We start from the raw sequence: 15,466 nt of genomic DNA on the forward strand, positions 1-15,466 counted from the left end.
TCCCTCCGCCCATCATGCCCGACCTGGAACCAGACACCGTCTCCGCCCTTGAAGCCCCGGAATTCGCAGCCGCGCAGTTCGTCCGATGGTTTCGCGACGTCGCGCCCTATGTGCACGCGTTCCGAGGCAAGACGTTCGTGGTGGCGTTCGGCGGCGAGCTGGTTCAGGCCGGCGCGCTGAACACCCTGGTGCAGGACTTGTCGCTGCTGTCGTCCCTGGGCATCCGGCTGGTGCTGGTGCACGGCTCGCGTCCGCAGGTCAATGAGCAACTGCGCTTGAAGGGCTACACGCAGCAGTTCGATCGCGGCCTGGCGCCCACCGACGCCGCCGCGCTGGAATGCGCCAAGGAAGCCGCGGGCGAAATCCGCCTGGATATCGAAGCCGCGTTCAGCCAGGGCTTGCCCAACACGCCGATGTCGCACGCGCACATCCGCGTCATTTCCGGCAACTTCGTCACGGCCCGACCCACCGGGGTACTGGAAGGAATCGATTACAAGCACACCGGCCAGGTCCGCAAGATCGACGTCGAGGCGCTGAAGTTCGCCATCGAGAAAGGTTCGTCGGTGGTGCTGCTGTCGCCGCTGGGTTTCTCGCCGACGGGCGACGCCTTCAACCTGGCCATGGAAGACCTGGCCACCAGCGTGGCCGTTGCGCTGCGCGCTGAAAAGCTGATCTTCCTGTCCAGCTCGCAAGGCGTGCTGAACGATGACGGCACGCTGGACACCGAACTGGCCCGCGTGGACGCCGACGCGCTGCTGGCGGGCGGCGAGCTGGACGAGGAAACCCACGCCTTCCTGCAATACGCATCGCTGGCGGTCAAGCGCGGCGTGGCCCGCGCCCACCTGCTGCCGTTCGCGCTGGATGGCAGCGTGCTGCTGGAAATCTTTACCCACGACGGCGTGGGCACGATGGTGGTGGAAGACACGCTGGACGACCTGCGCGCCGCCACGATTGACGACGTGGGCGCCATTCTGAGCCTGATCGAACCCTTGGAAGCAGACGGCACCCTGGTGCCGCGCCCGCGCAGCGTGATCGAGCGCGACGTGGAAAACTTCACGGTGCTGGAGCACGACGGCGTGATCTACGGCTGCGCCGCGCTGCACACCTTCGCCGACGAGCAGATGGCCGAAATGGCCTGCCTGATCGTGCACCCGGAATGGCAAGGCTCTGGCGAAGGCGAAATCCTGCTGCGCCACATGGAGTCGCGCGCCCGCGCCACCGGCGCCAAGCGGCTGTTCGTGCTGACCACGCGCACGTCGCACTGGTTCATCAAGCGCGGCTTCGTGCAAGGCGGCATTACCGACCTGCCGCGCGAAAAGCAGAACAACTACAACCGGTCGCGCAACAGCCTGGTGTTCATCAAGAAGCTGTAATGCCGGCTGAAGTCGTTGGCAGCATCGGCTGACCGCAGCGACGGCTGACCGCAGCACCGGCTGACCGCAGCATCGGCTGACCGCAGCGACGGCTGACCGCAGCACCTGAAGGGGCTTGGCGCCTGTGCGGCGCCAAGCCCGCTAAAATACGGCGTTATTCCTATTTTCGGCAGCGAACCATGTCCCGTATCGTCAACTGTGTGAAATTGAAGCGTGAAGCCGAAGGGCTGGACTTCCCCCCCTATCCCGGCGAGCTCGGCACCAAGATCTGGCAGAGCATTTCCAAGGAAGCCTGGGAAGAATGGAAAGCCATCCAGACGCGCCTGGTCAATGAAAACCGCTTGAACCTGGCCGATGCCCGCGCGCGCAAGTACCTGAAGGAACAGATGGAGCGTTTCCTGTTCGAAGACGGCACCGTCGAAGCCAACGGCTACGTTCCGCCTTCGGCCTGATTGGGCGACGGGCGCCCGGCTTCGTACTGCGCCCCCGCTTGCGCCAGGCCCCATGCGGCGGCCCCATCACGAAAGCCCCTCGCGCGCGAGGGGCTTCGCTTTTCGTGGCACCGACGCGGCGCCGATGCGCTCACGCCGGCACGCGACCTGACATTGCCCTTAAGATCGAAGTTTGCAGGCCGTATTAATGCTGTCATGAAAGAAGAATCGCGCTTGCCTCTCCCCGCCGACCCGCCGTCGTCCATCCAGCGCGCCATGGCGATCCCGCCTGATCGCACGACGGGCACGATCCACGACGTACAGCACGTGGTCATCCTGATGCAGGAAAACCGGTCCTTCGACCACTATTTCGGCACGATGCCCGGCGTGCGCGGTTTTGCCGATCCGCATCTTGTGCCCACCCTGGCCGGCAACGTACTGACGCAATCGGACGGCGCCACGCAATGCCGCCCCTATGCGCTACAGCAAGAACTCGCCAGCGACACACCGGCCGGCTTCATCACGCCGCACACGTGGGTGGATGCGCAATGGGCCTGGAACGACGGCCGCATGGACCAATGGCTGCCCGCCAAGGGCCGCTTGGGGCTGGGCGCCTATACCTGCGCCGACGTGCCCTTCCAGGCCGCCCTGGCCAACGCGTTCACCGTGTGCGACGCCTATCACTGTTCCCTGCACGCCGGCACCAATCCGAACCGCCTGTTCCTGTGGACCGGCACGAACGATCCCACCGGCGCGGCGGGTGGCCCGGCGTTGGTGAATTACTACGACAGGCTGGGCGCGACAAACGAAGGTTATACCTGGACCACCTACCCCGAGCGCCTGCAGGACGCGGGCGTGGACTGGCGCATTTACCAGGACATGGCGGACAACTTTCACGACAACCCGCTGGCCGGCTTTCGTCAGTACCGCGAGGCGCATGCCAGCACCGCGGCCTCGGCCCCCTTGCGTGACCGCGCCCTGTCGACCCATACGCTGGATGATCTGGCGCGCGACGTGGCTGCGGGCCAGTTGCCGGCGGTGTCGTGGATCATCGCCCCCACCGCCGATTCGGAACATCCCGAAGTGTCGTCGCCACGCCAGGGCGGCGCCTATACCGAGCGCGTGCTGGATATCCTGACCAGCAACCCCGAATCCTGGAGCCGCTGCGTTTTTCTTGTCACCTATGACGAGAACGACTGCTTCTTTGACCACGTGCCTCCGCCCGCCCCGCCCGCACGCCACGCCGATAGCCATTCGGGCGGGCTGTCCACCATTGAGCTCGACGGCGAATACCACGACGCCCGGCTCGGACACAGCACCGCGCAGGAAGACCCCGCCCACCTGCATGGCCGCGGTTTCGGGGTGGGGCCGCGCGTGCCGATGCTGGTGGTATCGCCCTGGAGCCGTGGCGGCTGGGTCAATTCACAAGTGTTCGACCACACCTCGGTGATCCGCTTTCTTGAGGCCCGCTTCGGCGTTTCTGAGCCGAACATCAGCGCATGGCGGCGCGCGGTAAGCGGCGACCTGACCTCGGCCTTTGATTTCAGCGGCGATCGCGGCCCGCACCATCCCGACAGCAACCGCCACGCCTGCGCGCTGCCCTACGCGCTGGAAGCGGTGGGCCGCATGACAGCCGACGGCGAACACTACCGGCTGACGCTGCGCAACCCGGGCAGCGCCGCCGCCGTGCTGCATGTGTACGACCGCCACGACCTGGCGCGCGCGCCCCGGCGCTACACCATCGGCGCCGGCGCGCGGCTGGACGATGGTTGGAGGCTGAGCCAGGGCGGCGCCTACGACCTCTGGCTGCTGGGCCCGGATGGCTTTCATCGTCACTTCCGGGGCGATTCCCAGGACGGCGGCACGCTGGAAGCGCAACTGGTCCCCGTCACGTCGGGGCTGCGCGTGCGGCTCATCAACCACAGCGACACGCCACGGCCGGTGAAGCTGGAGTCCCATATGGGCGACAACTGGCGCGCCATGGCGCATGTGCCGGCCGGCGGCGCGATGGAATTGAAGTACGCCGGTTGCGAAGGCTGGTACGACCTTGAAGTCAGCGCCCCCGACCTGCCCGCCTTCGGGCGCCGGCTTGCCGGTCGCATCGACGCCGGCAAACCCGGCGTACCGGACCCACGGCTATGCCAAGGCGCGGTGCTGCCGCTGTAGTGCTGCCGCTGAAGTGCTGCCCATGCAAAAGCCCCGACGCGGCAACCGTGTCGGGGCTTTTTGTTGACCTGCTGGCTTATTGACCTATTGGCCACGTCGGCCAAAAAACTGGCGTGATCAGGCCTCGTCTTCCGACTCTTCCTCGCCGCGCGCCAGGCGCTCGGTGTTCTTCACGCCGGTGTGGCGCACGTCGGCGCCCTTGACCATGTAGATGACACGTTCTGACATGTTCTTGGCATGGTCGCCAATGCGTTCCAACGCGCGCGCGATGAAGATCATGTCGATGGCGCGCGAAATGGTGCGCGGGTCTTCGATCATGTAGGTGATCAGGTGGCGCAGCGCGCCCTTCCATTCCTTGTCCACTTCCTTGTCGCTGCGCACGACGGCGGCGGCCTGGATGGGGTCAAGGCGGGCGAAGGCGTCCAGCGCCTGGTGCAGCATGGTGCGCACGTTGGCGGCCATGTGACGCAGTTCGATCACCGGGATGTGGCGCATTTCGGCTTCATGGATGCGACGGGCAACGGTAGCGACCTTTTCGGCCTCGTCGCCGGAACGCTCCATGTCGGTCAGCATCTTCGACACGGCCATCAGCATGCGCAAGTCGATGGCCGTAGGCTGGTGACGGGCCAGGATGCGGCTGATGCTTTCGTCGATTTCGACTTCGTGGCGGTTGACTTCCTTTTCCCGCTCGCGAACTTTCTCCACCAGCGACAGGTCGCCCGTGGCCAGCGCGTCGATCGCTTCCTGGATCATGGCTTCCACCAAGCCGCCCATTTGCAAGAATTGCGAACGGACGCTTTCCAGGTCGGCGTCGAACTGCTTGTTTGTATGCTCCGTCATCCGGGCTCCCTGCGTGGTTGGTCTCATTGCATTGCCCCGAAATAAGAGAGTTACGAGATGGGCCTGCACAACCGGCAAGGTTATGACCCAAGTGTGACAGGATTATGAATCGACGCCCCGCCCCCCGCAAGGCGGGGCGGCAAGTGCAACACTCGGGCCGCGCGAAGCTGGCTGCTTACGCTGCGCGGTCCAGCCGGCGGATGCCGTTTTGCGTGGCCAGCAGCGCCACATCGGCGCCGGCCAGCGCGAACAGGCCGCAGGTGACCACGCCGGGCAGGTTGTTGACCAGCGCCTCGAACGCGCGCGCGTCCGAGATCGCCAGGCCCGACACATCCAGGATGATGTTGCCGTTGTCGGTGATGAAGCCCTCGCGCAGACGCGGCTGGCCGCCCAGGGCCACCAGGGCGCGCGCCACCGATTCGCGCGCCATCGGAATCACTTCCAGCGGCAGCGGGAACTTGCCCAGCGTCTGGACCAGCTTGGATTCGTCGGCGATGCAGATAAAGCGTTCCGCCACCGACGCCACGATTTTCTCGCGCGTCAGCGCGCCGCCGCCGCCCTTGATCATGGACAGGTTCGCGTCGATCTCGTCGGCGCCGTCCACGTAGATCGGCATGGTCGACACGTCGTTCAGGTCCAGCACCTTCAGGCCGTGGCCGGCCAAGCGGGCCGCGCTGCGCTCCGAACTGGCGACGGTGCCGCCGATGCGACCCTTGAAACGCGCCAGGCCATCAATGAACAGATCGGCCGTGGAGCCCGTGCCCACCCCGATGATGACGTCCGGGCCGGCGACCTGTTCAACGAATTCCAGGGCGGCGTCGGCGGCTTGTTGCTTGAGTTCTTGCTGGGAGAGCATGGCGGGAAGAATGCGGAAAGGTTGGTCAAGCCGGGAAATTTAGCATGCGGCGGCGGGCGGCCAGGCACGTGCCAGGATCGCCCCGGCATCCGCGCCTGCCGCCAGCTCGCCAAAAACGCCGCCATCGGCATGCAGGCGGCTGGCCACAAAGGCTTGCGCCACGGGGGCTGGCGCATGCTGGATCAGCAAGGCGGCCTGCCACAGCCGCGCCAGGCCGCAGGCGATGCGGCGCGCCTGGAATTCGGCTTGAGCGCTATCGGCCAGCAGCGCCCGCCAAGCCACCAGCGCCGCGTCAAACGCCTGATACTGGCCCGCCGCGTGCGCGAATTCCTGTTCCAACGCGGGCAAGGCGTCGGGTTCGCGCTGCAAGGCGCGCAGCACGTCCAGCGCCATCACGTTGCCCGACCCTTCCCAGATGGAATTGACCGGTGTTTCCCGGTAAAGGCGCGGCATCGGCCCTTCTTCCACATAGCCGTTGCCGCCCCAGACCTCCATGCACTCCGCGACGGCATGAATGGCGCGTTTGCAGATCCAGAGCTTGGCGGCGGGCGTGCCCACACGCACCAGCGCGCGGGCCTGGGCATCCGTCCGCGCATCAACCGCGCGCGCCAGCCGCAGCGCCAACACCATCGCTGCCTCGCTTTCCAGCGCCAGGTCGGCCAGCACGTTACGCATCAGCGGCTGCGCGATCAGCGGCTTGCCGAAGGCGTGCCGATGCTGCGCGTGATGCAGGGACTGCACCAGCGCCTGGCGCAGCAGCGCGGCGCTGCCCAGCACGCAGTCCAGCCGCGTGGTGGCCGCCATTTCCAGCAGCACTGCCACCCCACGCCCCGGTTCGCCCACCATCACGCCCCAGGCATCCTCGAATTCGACTTCGGCACTGGCGTTGCTGCGGTTGCCCAGCTTGTCTTTCAAGCGGCGCACGCGAATGGCGTTGCGCGGGCCGTCGGGAATCCAGCGCGGCACGAACAAGCAACTGAGCCCTTCGTCCGTGTGCGCCAACACCAGATGCGCGTCCGCCTGCGGCACCGAGAAAAACCACTTGTGCCCCACCAACTGATAGGCGTTGCCGCGACCCGCCGCGCCCAAGGGCACCGCGCGGGTATTGACGGCGCGCAGGTCGGAGCCGCCCTGCTTTTCGGTCAGCCCCATGCCCACCAGCGCGCTGCGCTTGGCGGCCAGGGGCGCGTCGGCGCCATCGAATTCGCGCGAGTACAGCGCGGGCATCCATTGCCCGGCAAAGTCCACAGCGCCGGACGGTTCGCGCTGCAACAGCGGCACGGCGGCAAACGTCATCGTGGTGGGACACAGCGTGCCGGCTTCTACCTGCCCTTGCATCAAATAGGCGGCGGCACGCGCCACTTGCGCGCCGGGCACCGCTTGCGCCCAGGCGCGGCTGTGCAGCCCGCGCGCCATGATGCCGGTCATCAGCAGGTTCCAGGCCGGGTGAAACTCCACGTGGTCGATGCGGTGCCCCGAGCGGTCATAGCTCATCAACCGGGGCGGACAGCGGTTGGCTTCGGCACCGGCGGCCAGCGTCTGCGCGCGGCCCAGCCAGGCGCCGTGCGCGGCCAGGTCGCCTTCCCAGGCCTGTGCGCCCTCGCGCCGCACCGCCTCGAGCAAGGCGGGGTCGGTGTCGTACAGCGAATAGTCTTCCAGCGGAGGCACCTGGTTTTGCACGGTGTGCGTGGCAAACGACGACATGGCTGCTCCTGGTAGGGCCGGCTCTCGGTAAAGCCCGCTGCGGTAACGCCCGCCGCGGTAAAGCCCGCTATCTGGCCATGGGCGCCACCAACGCCCAGGGCCGCAAGGCCTCGACCTGCGCCGCCAATTCCAGCAGCAGCGCTTCGCTACCTAACGGCCCCATCACCTGGATGCCGATCGGCAGCCCATCGGATGACATGCCGAACGGGATGGAGATGGCCGGCATGCCGGTCAGGTTGGCCAGGGGGGCAAAGGGCGAATAGCCGATCACGCCCTTCTTGCCCAGACGGTAGGCCAGGTAATCGGCGTTGTCCATGGCGTACCGGCCCAGGGGCGCGGGCGGTTGCGCCAGGACGGGGCTCAGGAAAAGGTCATGGCCGTGGGCGCCGTCGCGGTGCAGGAAGCGGCCGATGCGCCGGGTGATTTCGTGGCAGGTGTCCACGCAGGCCACGTATTGGGCACCGGATATCGCCCGCGCATATTCGCGCGCACCCAGCGTGGTGGGTTGCAGCTCGTCGGCGGCCAGGCGGCGCCCGCGCTCGGCGACAAAGCTGTCGATAGCATTGGCGGCGGCGCTGGCAATCAGCGGCAGCATGGGCGACAGCACTTCTTCGGACCCCACCGGCGGCAGGGCCGGCACCATTTCATGGCCGAGCGATGCGAAAAGGCGCGCCGCCTCGTCCACGGTGGCGGCGACTTCGGGGTGGATCGCCCCGCCTTCATAGGTGGTGTTGATGAAGGCAATGCGGCGACGCGGCGCACCATGCGGGTCGGCGGCGACCCGCGCCACCACTGCCCGGTACGACTCGGGTTGCGCCGGGGCCGCGTAGGGCGCGCCCACGTCCGCCCCCGCGCTGATGTCCAGCGACGCGGCGCAGTCGCGCACCGACAGGGTCATCATGTGTTCGGTGGCCAGGCCGCCCCAACCTTCGCCCTTCAAGGGGCCCAGCGGCATCAGCCCGCGCGACGGCTTCAGGCCCAGCACCCCGCAGCACGAGGACGGAATGCGGATGGACCCGCCGCCGTCGCTGCCGTGCGCGATGCGCACCATGCCGCTGGCCAAGGCCGCGCCCGCGCCGCCGCTGGACCCGCCCGCGCTATGGCCGGCCTTCCAGGGGTTTTGGGTAGGCGGCCCGTAGGCGGGCGATTCGGTGGTGGGGCTCAGGCCGAGTTCGGCGCTGGTGGTGCGGCCAAACGGAATCAGTCCGGCGCGGCGGTAGCGTTTGACGATTTCGGCATCCACATCCCATTCAACATGCCCATACAGCACCGACCCCATGGCGCTGGGCAAGCCCAGGGCCGCCGTGCCCAGGTCTTTCAGCAAGGTGGGCACGCCCAGGAAGGGCCGGGTGTCCAGTTGCGCCAGCCGCTGGTCAGGCGTCAGCCCGGCCAGTTCATCGTCCAGCGCCTGGGCCAGGCGCAGCCCGGCGTCGGCTTCGATGCCGCAAGCAGCGTTGATGGCGGGATTGCGCGCCGCCACCCGGTCCACCGCCTGCTGCATCGCGGCAAGCGCGGTGGTAACGCCCTGGGCGATATCGGCGCCCAGCGCCGTCGCGTCGAGGGGTGAGGAATCATGGCGGTCAGCGGTGCTCATGCTTGCGATGCTCCAGGGTCGACGGCGAAATGCCGCACATGCCAGGATATCGACAGTCCGCGCGGGCAACAAGCCGGCACGTCGCGCTTGCCGCGCGCGATGCCGGTTCGGTGGCAGGCAGGCCCGGCCGGACTAGGCCGAGCGGGCCGCGTCAGGCCGGGCCGCGTCAGGCCGGGCCGCGTCAGGCCGGGCCGCGTCAGGCCGAACCGGAAGACGCCGTGTTGGGCGGCGTTGCCACCGGTTGCGTGGCGGCGGCGTCATCGTCGGCGCCATTGGCCTCATCCGCGTCGCCCATCGCATCGGCATCGCCCAATAGCCTTAAGGCTTCCGCGTCGGGCAAGGCTTCGACATTCTTCAGGTTTTTCAGCATCGCCCGAGTGCGAACCTCGGTCTGGCCGATCTTGTTACTGGCCGTGTCCAGCGACTTCTTGACGCTGGCCAGCGCGTCGCCGAACTTGCCGAATTCGGTTTTGACGGCCCGCAGCACCTGCCACACTTCCGATGAACGCTGCTCGATCGCCAAGGTACGAAACCCCATCTGCAAGCTGTTCAGCAAGGCCGCCAGGTTGCTGGGGCCGGCCACGTTGATGCGCAGGTCGTGCAGCTTGTCCAGCAAGCCCGGGCGCCGCAGCACTTCGGCGTACAGGCTTTCGGTGGGCAGGAACATGATGGCGAAGTCGGTCGTGTGCGGCGGCGACACGTATTTGCTGGCGATCAGCCGCGCCTGCAATTCCACCGCGCGGCCCAGCGCGGCGCCGGCGGTTTTCACGCCGTCCACGTCGGCGGCGTCCTGCGCGTCCATCAGCCGCTCGTATTCTTCCTTGGGAAATTTGGCATCGATCGGCAGCCACACGGGCGCGCCGCCGTCGCCCCGCCCGGGCAAGCGGATGGCGAACTCGACCACCGCATCGCTGCCCGGCACGGGCTTGATGTTGCTGGCGTACTGGTCGGGCGTCATGTTGTCTTCAATCAGGCGGGCCAGTTGCACTTCGCCCCAGGTGCCGCGGGACTTCACGTTGGTCAGCACGCGCTTCAGGTCGCCCACGCCCGCCGCCAGCGCCTGCATCTCGCCCAGGCCTTTGTGCACGGCTTCCAGTCGGTCCGACACCAGCTTGAACGATTCGCCCAGGCGCTGTTCCAGCGTGGCATGCAGCTTTTCATCGACGGTGCGGCGCATCTCATCGAGCTTGGCGCTGTTATCCGCCTGCAAGGATTGCAGCCGCTGGTCCACGGTGGCGCGCACTTCCATCAGACGGCGCTCGTTGATCTGGATCAGGCCCTGCAACTGTTCGCCAAAGCCGGCCGCAAAGCGGGCCAGTGACTCGGCCGATTCGGCGCGCGCGGCCTGCGCATCGCGCGCCAGGCCGGTGCGCAAGTCGCCATGCGATTGCGCCAGCTCTACCCGCAGCGCGCGTGTGGACTCTGAAAATTCGCTGCGCAGGCCGCGTTGCCCTTCAGCGATATCGGCGCGCAACGCACGCTCGGTGCGTTCCAGGCCTTCCAGCAGTGCATCCAGCCGCGCATCTGGCGCGGCCGGACGCAACCAGGCCAGCATGGCCATCAAACACGCCAGACCCGCGCCGCCCGCGGCTACCCAAAGCAGAATGTCATTCAAAAGAGGCATCTCCAAAGCCGGAATTGTAGGACGCATCATCGCCACGTTGTAAGCAAACGACATCCCTTGATGCAACCCGAGCCGCCGCCGCCGCGCAACAGGATTAAACTTCCCGCACTTTGAATACAACGTTCGACACAACTTGAATTCAGCTGATCTTTCTTCCTCTCGATCCAGCGTCTCCTTCCAATCGGTGTTCGGTCCCCTGGACCTGGACGCCGCAACGCCGCTCGCGACCGGCGGCGACCGCCACATTTTCCAGCATCCGCATTCCCCCGACCTGCTCGTCAAGGTCATGGACATGCGCGCCCGCGCGATCTATCTGGAGGCGCGGCCGTTCAAGCGTTGGTACAAGCAGTACCAGCGTGAAAGCGCCTACCGCGTCTATCTGAACGAGATATCGGAATACGTCACCACCACCACCCGCCCGTCGGGCGTGTGGCAAGTGCCCATGGCGCGCATCCTGGGCGTGGCGCAAACCTCGCTGGGCCTGGGCCTGGTGGTGGAAAAGATCACTGACGCCGACGGCAACATTGCGCCCACCGTGGCCGACCTGGCCGCGCAGGGCAAGGTGGACGCGCAGTTCTTCGAACAGTTGGACGAATTCTTCAACGACCTGGCCGACGCGCATGTCGTGCTGCACGACATCTCCGCCAGCAATATCGCCTGTGGCCAGAACGCCGAGGGCAAGCAGGGCATGTACCTGATCGACGGGTTCGGGGTCTTGCCGCTGATTCCGCTTTACGCCTGGAGCAAGCGCCTGAACCGCAAGCGCATTGCGCGCAAATACCAGGAAATGCGCCAGTCCCTGCAAGCGCGCATCGACGCCGCGAAGGCAGCCTAGCGCGCCGGACGTTGGGGCGCCGGGCATCCGGGCGCCGGGCTTCCGGGCGCCGGGCTTCCGGGCGCCGGGCCTCCGGGCGCCTAGAGTTCGGGCATCTGAAACGCGGGTGCCTCGGGCAGCACGACGCCCTGACGGTCCACCCACACATAATCCTGGCCGGCGCGTTGCCCGCGCCGCAACGGGTTGCGTGTGCAGAATGCAGCGTAGGCCGGATCCACGAAACGGTAATGCAGATGCTCGTCGCGCCCTGGCGGGATGCCCAGGCGCGTGGTGCAGACCAGGGCTTGCGGTGAGCCACCCACGTCCTCCACATACAGCGCGCCGGGATCGAAGCGGCGTGCATCCCACTGCGGCACCTTCAGCCCCAACGAACGGCACAGTAGCGTCTGCCCCGCGCACAGGCGCGACGGCGGGCGCGGCATGCCCCGCGCATCCGGGTTCAACTGTTGCATGCGCGCCAGCGCATCGGGGCCGGACAGTGCGTCCGTCCACGGATAACCGGACTTGATCAGCACGGCATTACCCGGCCCGGCGGCGCTGAAATTCAGCGAATCTCCGCCCCGCGCGTAATACATGTAGATGACGCCGCCATCCATGAAGAGCGCGCGGCGTTTGTGGGTGTAGCCCAGCGAGGCGTGGCTGCCCTTTTCTTCCAGGTAATAGGCCTCGGTTTCGATGATGCGCACCGACAGCCACAGCCCGTCCACGCAATGGCGGATGACCTTGCCCAACAAGTCGCGCGCCAGGGTGCAGGCATCGCGATCAAAAAAGGCATCGGGCAACGCCTGGCCGGCGCCGCGCGATGCCTGGATGGGGGACGCCATCGCAGCCGGGTGGCGTCAGGCGAAGCGTTCGCCGTAGCGCTTTTCGCTGAAGCCCACGGTGACCTCGCCGTCCGTCGTCACGGTGACCGGGCGGCGCACCAGGGCCGGGTATTCGGCAATCAGGTCGCTCCATTGCTTGTCGGTCGCGGCCGACTTGCGGTCTTCCGGCAGGTTGCGCCAGGTCATCGACGAGCGGTTGACCAGCTTTTCCCAACCGCCGACCTTGTCGGACCACGATTTCAGCGTGGCCGCGTCAACCGGGTGATCGCGGTAATCCACGAACACGTGGTCGACGCCGTGTTCGGACAGCCAGTCGCGCGCCTTGACGCAGGTGCTGCACTTGGTCAGGCCATACAGGGTGGTTTGCTTCATTTGGATTCAGACTCCTTGCGCCATTGCAGGCGGTTGGCCAGGATCACGCACGTGCCCACGGCCAGGATGAACAAGGTGGCCAGCGCGTTGATCTCGGGTTTCAGCCCCAGGCGCACCCGCGAAAACACTTCCATCGGCAGCGTGCTGGAGCTGGGGCCGGACAGGAACGACGCCAGCACCACGTCGTCCAGCGACAGCGTGAACGACAGCAGCCAGGCCGAGGCCAGCGCCGGCGCGATCAGCGGCAGCGTGATCTTGAAGAACACGGTGATGGGGGTTGCGCCCAGGTCCAGCGCGGCCTCTTCCAGCGAGCGGTCCAGGTCGCGGATGCGGGTCTGGATGACAACGGCCACAAACGCCATGCACAGCGTCACGTGCCCCACCCAGATGGTGAACACGCCATTTTCAGAGGGCCAGCCCAGGCTGCCGCGCAGTTCCACGAACATCAGCAGCAAGGAAATGCCCAGCACCACTTCCGGAATGACCAGCGGCGCGCTCAACATGCCCACGTACAGCGAAAAGCCGCGAAAGCGCCCCATGCGGCCCAGCACGTAGCCGGCCCAGGTGCCGATGATGACGGCGGCCGTGGCCGTCAGTGCCGCGATGCGAAACGACAGCCACGCGGCCCGCAAGAGCGCGTCGTCGTTGACCAGCGCGTGATACCAGCGAAACGAGAAGCCCGTCCACGACGTGACGGTGGGCGACGCGTTGAACGAGAACACCATCAGGCTGATGATGGGCACGTACAGGAAGAAGTATCCCAGCCCCAGCACCACGGCGCGCAATGTCTTGTTGGGGCCCTTCATTTGCGGCCTCCGTTGGCTTGTTCCTGCTGCTTGACCTGGTTGTACTGGAAGTAAACCAAGGGCACGAGCAGCAACAGCACCATTACGCACGTCACCGCCGACGCCATGGGCCAGTCCGCGTTATTGAAGAACTCGTTCCACATGACGCGGCCCATCATCAGCGTGTTGGCGCCGCCCAGCATTTCGGGGATGACGTATTCGCCCACGGCCGGAATGAACACCAGCATGGCGCCCGCGATCACGCCCTGGCGCGACAGCGGCACGGTGATCTGCCAGAACGCCTGCCAGGGCTTGGCGCCCAGGTCGTACGCGGCTTCCAGCAGGCGCAGGTCCATCTTCACCAGCGTGGCGTACAGCGGCAGGATGAAGAACGGCAGGTACGCATAGACCATGCCAATGTAGACCGCCACATCGGTGCGATAGATTTCCAGCGGGCTGGAAATAATGCCCAGGCTTTGCAGCAGGTTGTTCAACAAGCCATCGTTACGCAGGATGCCCACCCACGCATACACGCGCAGCAACAGCGACGTCCAGAACGGCAGGATCACGCCCAGCAGCAGCAGGTTGCGCACCCGTGGCGAAGAGCGCGCGATGTAGTACGCAATGGGATAGCCAATCAGCACGCAGATCAGCGTGGTGATGCCGGCGATCTTCACTGAACTGAGGTAGGTCTTGAAGTACAGGCTGTCGGTGAACAGCAGGATGTAGCCGCGCAGGTGCAGGCTGAACTGCACCGCTTCGTCCTGGAATTGCGCCAGCGGCGTATACGGCGGAATGCCGAATTCCACTTCGGCAAAGCTGATCTTCAATACCAGCAGGAAAGGCAGCAGCAGGAACAGCACCAGCCAGGCAAACGGCGGCACCACCGCCAGCGCCCGGCCAGAAGGCAACCAGTCGCGGGGCGAAAAGCGGATCATGACGCCAGCACCGTCGCGCTGTCTTCGCCCCAGCTGACGAAGATTTCTTCGTCGATGCCGGGCGCGTCCATCTGGGCCAGCAACAGGCTGGGCACGCTGGCTTCCACCGTTTTGCCGGAGTCCAGGCGAATCTGATAGAGCGCGTAGCTGCCCATCCACGCCATGTGGCTGACCATGCCGTGCGCCCAGTTGTATTCACCCGGCGGTTGCTCGCGCGACACCACCAGGCGCTCGGGCCGGATGGAGACGTGCACTTCCATGCCCAGCGGTTCGCTCACGCCGTGGTTCACGAACAGCGGCCGCGTCAATTCGCCGCATTCAATGGCCACGTGGTCGGGCTCGTCCACCACGATGGTGCCGGTGAACATATTGGTCGACCCGATGAAGCTGGCCACGAAGCGCGAATTCGGAAAGGCATAGACGTCTTGCGGCGTGCCGCACTGGACGATCTGGCCTTCGGTCATGACGGCCAGGCGGTGCGCCATGGTCATGGCCTCTTCCTGGTCGTGCGTGACCATGATGCAGGTCACGCCGACCTGTTCCAGAATCTTCACGAGCTCGATCTGCGTCTTCTGGCGAATCTGCTTGTCCAGCGCGGACATCGGTTCGTCCAGCAACAGCAGCTTGGGCCGCTTGACCAGGCTGCGCGCCAGCGCCACGCGCTGCTGCTGGCCGCCCGACAGCTGGTTCGGCTTGCGGCGCGAATAGCCGGCCATCTGGACCAAGTCCAGCGCTTCAAACACGCGGTCGTGGATTTCGGCGCGGTCCACGCCTTCCTGCTTCAGGCCGAACGCCACATTGGCTTCAACCGTCATGTGCGGGAACAGCGCGTAGGACTGGAACATCATGTTCACGGGCCGGCGGTACGGCGGCACGGCGGTGATGTCCTCGCCGTCCAGCAGGATCTGCCCGGACGTGGCGTCCTCAAAGCCCGCCAGCATGCGCAGCAAGGTGGATTTGCCGCTGCCGGAGCTTCCCAGCAGCGCAAAGATCTCGTTGCGCTTGACGGACAGGTTGACGGAACGCACGGCGACCACATCGCCAAAGATCTTGACCACATCGGACACCCGGACGAATTCGTCCGGGTCGACCGTATGCGGCGCCGAGTAACGGCTATCGCTCAT

14 protein-coding genes are annotated in these 15,466 nt (G+C 66.2%); 4 read left to right on the top strand and 10 right to left on the bottom strand.

The features are described from left to right. Positions 1-14: 14 nt before the first annotated feature. From argA to M2361_RS20585, 3 genes are all read left to right on the top strand, one after another. Entirely contained in the window at positions 15-1,373 is a 1,359-nt protein-coding gene (gene argA / locus M2361_RS20575; protein WP_100857004.1) for an amino-acid N-acetyltransferase, read from the top strand. A gap of 179 nt (positions 1,374-1,552) precedes the next feature. Beyond that, positions 1,553-1,825, top strand: a complete 273-nt coding sequence (locus M2361_RS20580) for an oxidative damage protection protein (RefSeq protein WP_100857005.1) — start codon at positions 1,553-1,555, stop codon at positions 1,823-1,825. A 195-nt stretch (positions 1,826-2,020) separates the two neighbouring features. Next, entirely contained in the window at positions 2,021-3,970 is a 1,950-nt protein-coding gene (locus M2361_RS20585; RefSeq protein WP_259251557.1) for a phosphocholine-specific phospholipase C, read from the top strand. Between the two features lie 117 nt (positions 3,971-4,087). Here M2361_RS20585 and phoU read toward each other — a convergent pair whose 3' ends face one another. From phoU to rmuC, 5 genes are all read right to left on the bottom strand, one after another. Beyond that, positions 4,088-4,810 (bottom strand): phosphate signaling complex protein PhoU, encoded by a 723-nt coding sequence (phoU, locus tag M2361_RS20590; RefSeq protein WP_259251558.1) that lies wholly within the window; start codon positions 4,808-4,810, stop codon positions 4,088-4,090. A 175-nt stretch (positions 4,811-4,985) separates the two neighbouring features. Beyond that, positions 4,986-5,666: a ribose-5-phosphate isomerase RpiA gene (gene rpiA, locus M2361_RS20595; RefSeq protein ID WP_259251559.1), complete on the bottom strand. Its 681-nt coding sequence runs from the start codon at positions 5,664-5,666 to the stop codon at positions 4,986-4,988. A gap of 39 nt (positions 5,667-5,705) precedes the next feature. Continuing rightward, on the bottom strand, positions 5,706-7,370 hold the full coding sequence (locus M2361_RS20600; RefSeq protein ID WP_259251561.1) for an isovaleryl-CoA dehydrogenase: 1,665 nt from the start codon (positions 7,368-7,370) through the stop codon (positions 5,706-5,708). Between the two features lie 67 nt (positions 7,371-7,437). Continuing rightward, on the bottom strand, positions 7,438-8,964 hold the full coding sequence (locus M2361_RS20605; RefSeq protein ID WP_259251562.1) for an amidase: 1,527 nt from the start codon (positions 8,962-8,964) through the stop codon (positions 7,438-7,440). A gap of 196 nt (positions 8,965-9,160) precedes the next feature. Beyond that, complete coding sequence (rmuC, locus tag M2361_RS20610) at positions 9,161-10,588, bottom strand: DNA recombination protein RmuC (protein WP_404976426.1); 1,428 nt, start codon at positions 10,586-10,588, stop codon at positions 9,161-9,163. Between the two features lie 133 nt (positions 10,589-10,721). Here rmuC and M2361_RS20615 point away from each other — a divergent pair, with 133 nt between their 5' ends. Continuing rightward, a complete protein-coding gene (locus M2361_RS20615; RefSeq protein WP_259251563.1) occupies positions 10,722-11,423 on the top strand; it encodes a PhoP regulatory network YrbL family protein in 702 nt (233 codons plus the stop codon). 80 nt (positions 11,424-11,503) lie between these two features. Here the strand turns inward: M2361_RS20615 and M2361_RS20620 are convergent, their stop codons facing one another. Genes M2361_RS20620 through M2361_RS20640 form a run of 5 tightly spaced genes read right to left on the bottom strand, consistent with a single transcriptional unit; the run spans position 11,504 to position 15,466 of the window. Next, on the bottom strand, positions 11,504-12,247 hold the full coding sequence (locus tag M2361_RS20620) for a DNA-3-methyladenine glycosylase (RefSeq protein WP_259251564.1): 744 nt from the start codon (positions 12,245-12,247) through the stop codon (positions 11,504-11,506). 15 nt (positions 12,248-12,262) lie between these two features. Then, positions 12,263-12,619, bottom strand: coding sequence for a Spx/MgsR family RNA polymerase-binding regulatory protein (locus tag M2361_RS20625; protein ID WP_259251565.1), 357 nt, complete (start codon positions 12,617-12,619; stop codon positions 12,263-12,265). Further along, positions 12,616-13,425: an ABC transporter permease subunit gene (locus tag M2361_RS20630; RefSeq protein ID WP_259251566.1), complete on the bottom strand. Its 810-nt coding sequence runs from the start codon at positions 13,423-13,425 to the stop codon at positions 12,616-12,618. Before M2361_RS20630 ends, M2361_RS20625 begins: the two co-directional genes overlap by 4 nt. After that, positions 13,422-14,342: an ABC transporter permease subunit gene (locus M2361_RS20635; protein ID WP_100857014.1), complete on the bottom strand. Its 921-nt coding sequence runs from the start codon at positions 14,340-14,342 to the stop codon at positions 13,422-13,424. Before M2361_RS20635 ends, M2361_RS20630 begins: the two co-directional genes overlap by 4 nt. Next, positions 14,339-15,466: an ABC transporter ATP-binding protein gene (locus M2361_RS20640; RefSeq protein ID WP_259251567.1), complete on the bottom strand. Its 1,128-nt coding sequence runs from the start codon at positions 15,464-15,466 to the stop codon at positions 14,339-14,341. The genes M2361_RS20635 and M2361_RS20640 overlap by 4 nt, the downstream gene beginning before the upstream one ends.

It is taken from the genome of Achromobacter sp. JUb104, from assembly GCF_024806975.1.
Classification (GTDB): domain Bacteria; phylum Pseudomonadota; class Gammaproteobacteria; order Burkholderiales; family Burkholderiaceae_B; genus Achromobacter; species Achromobacter spanius.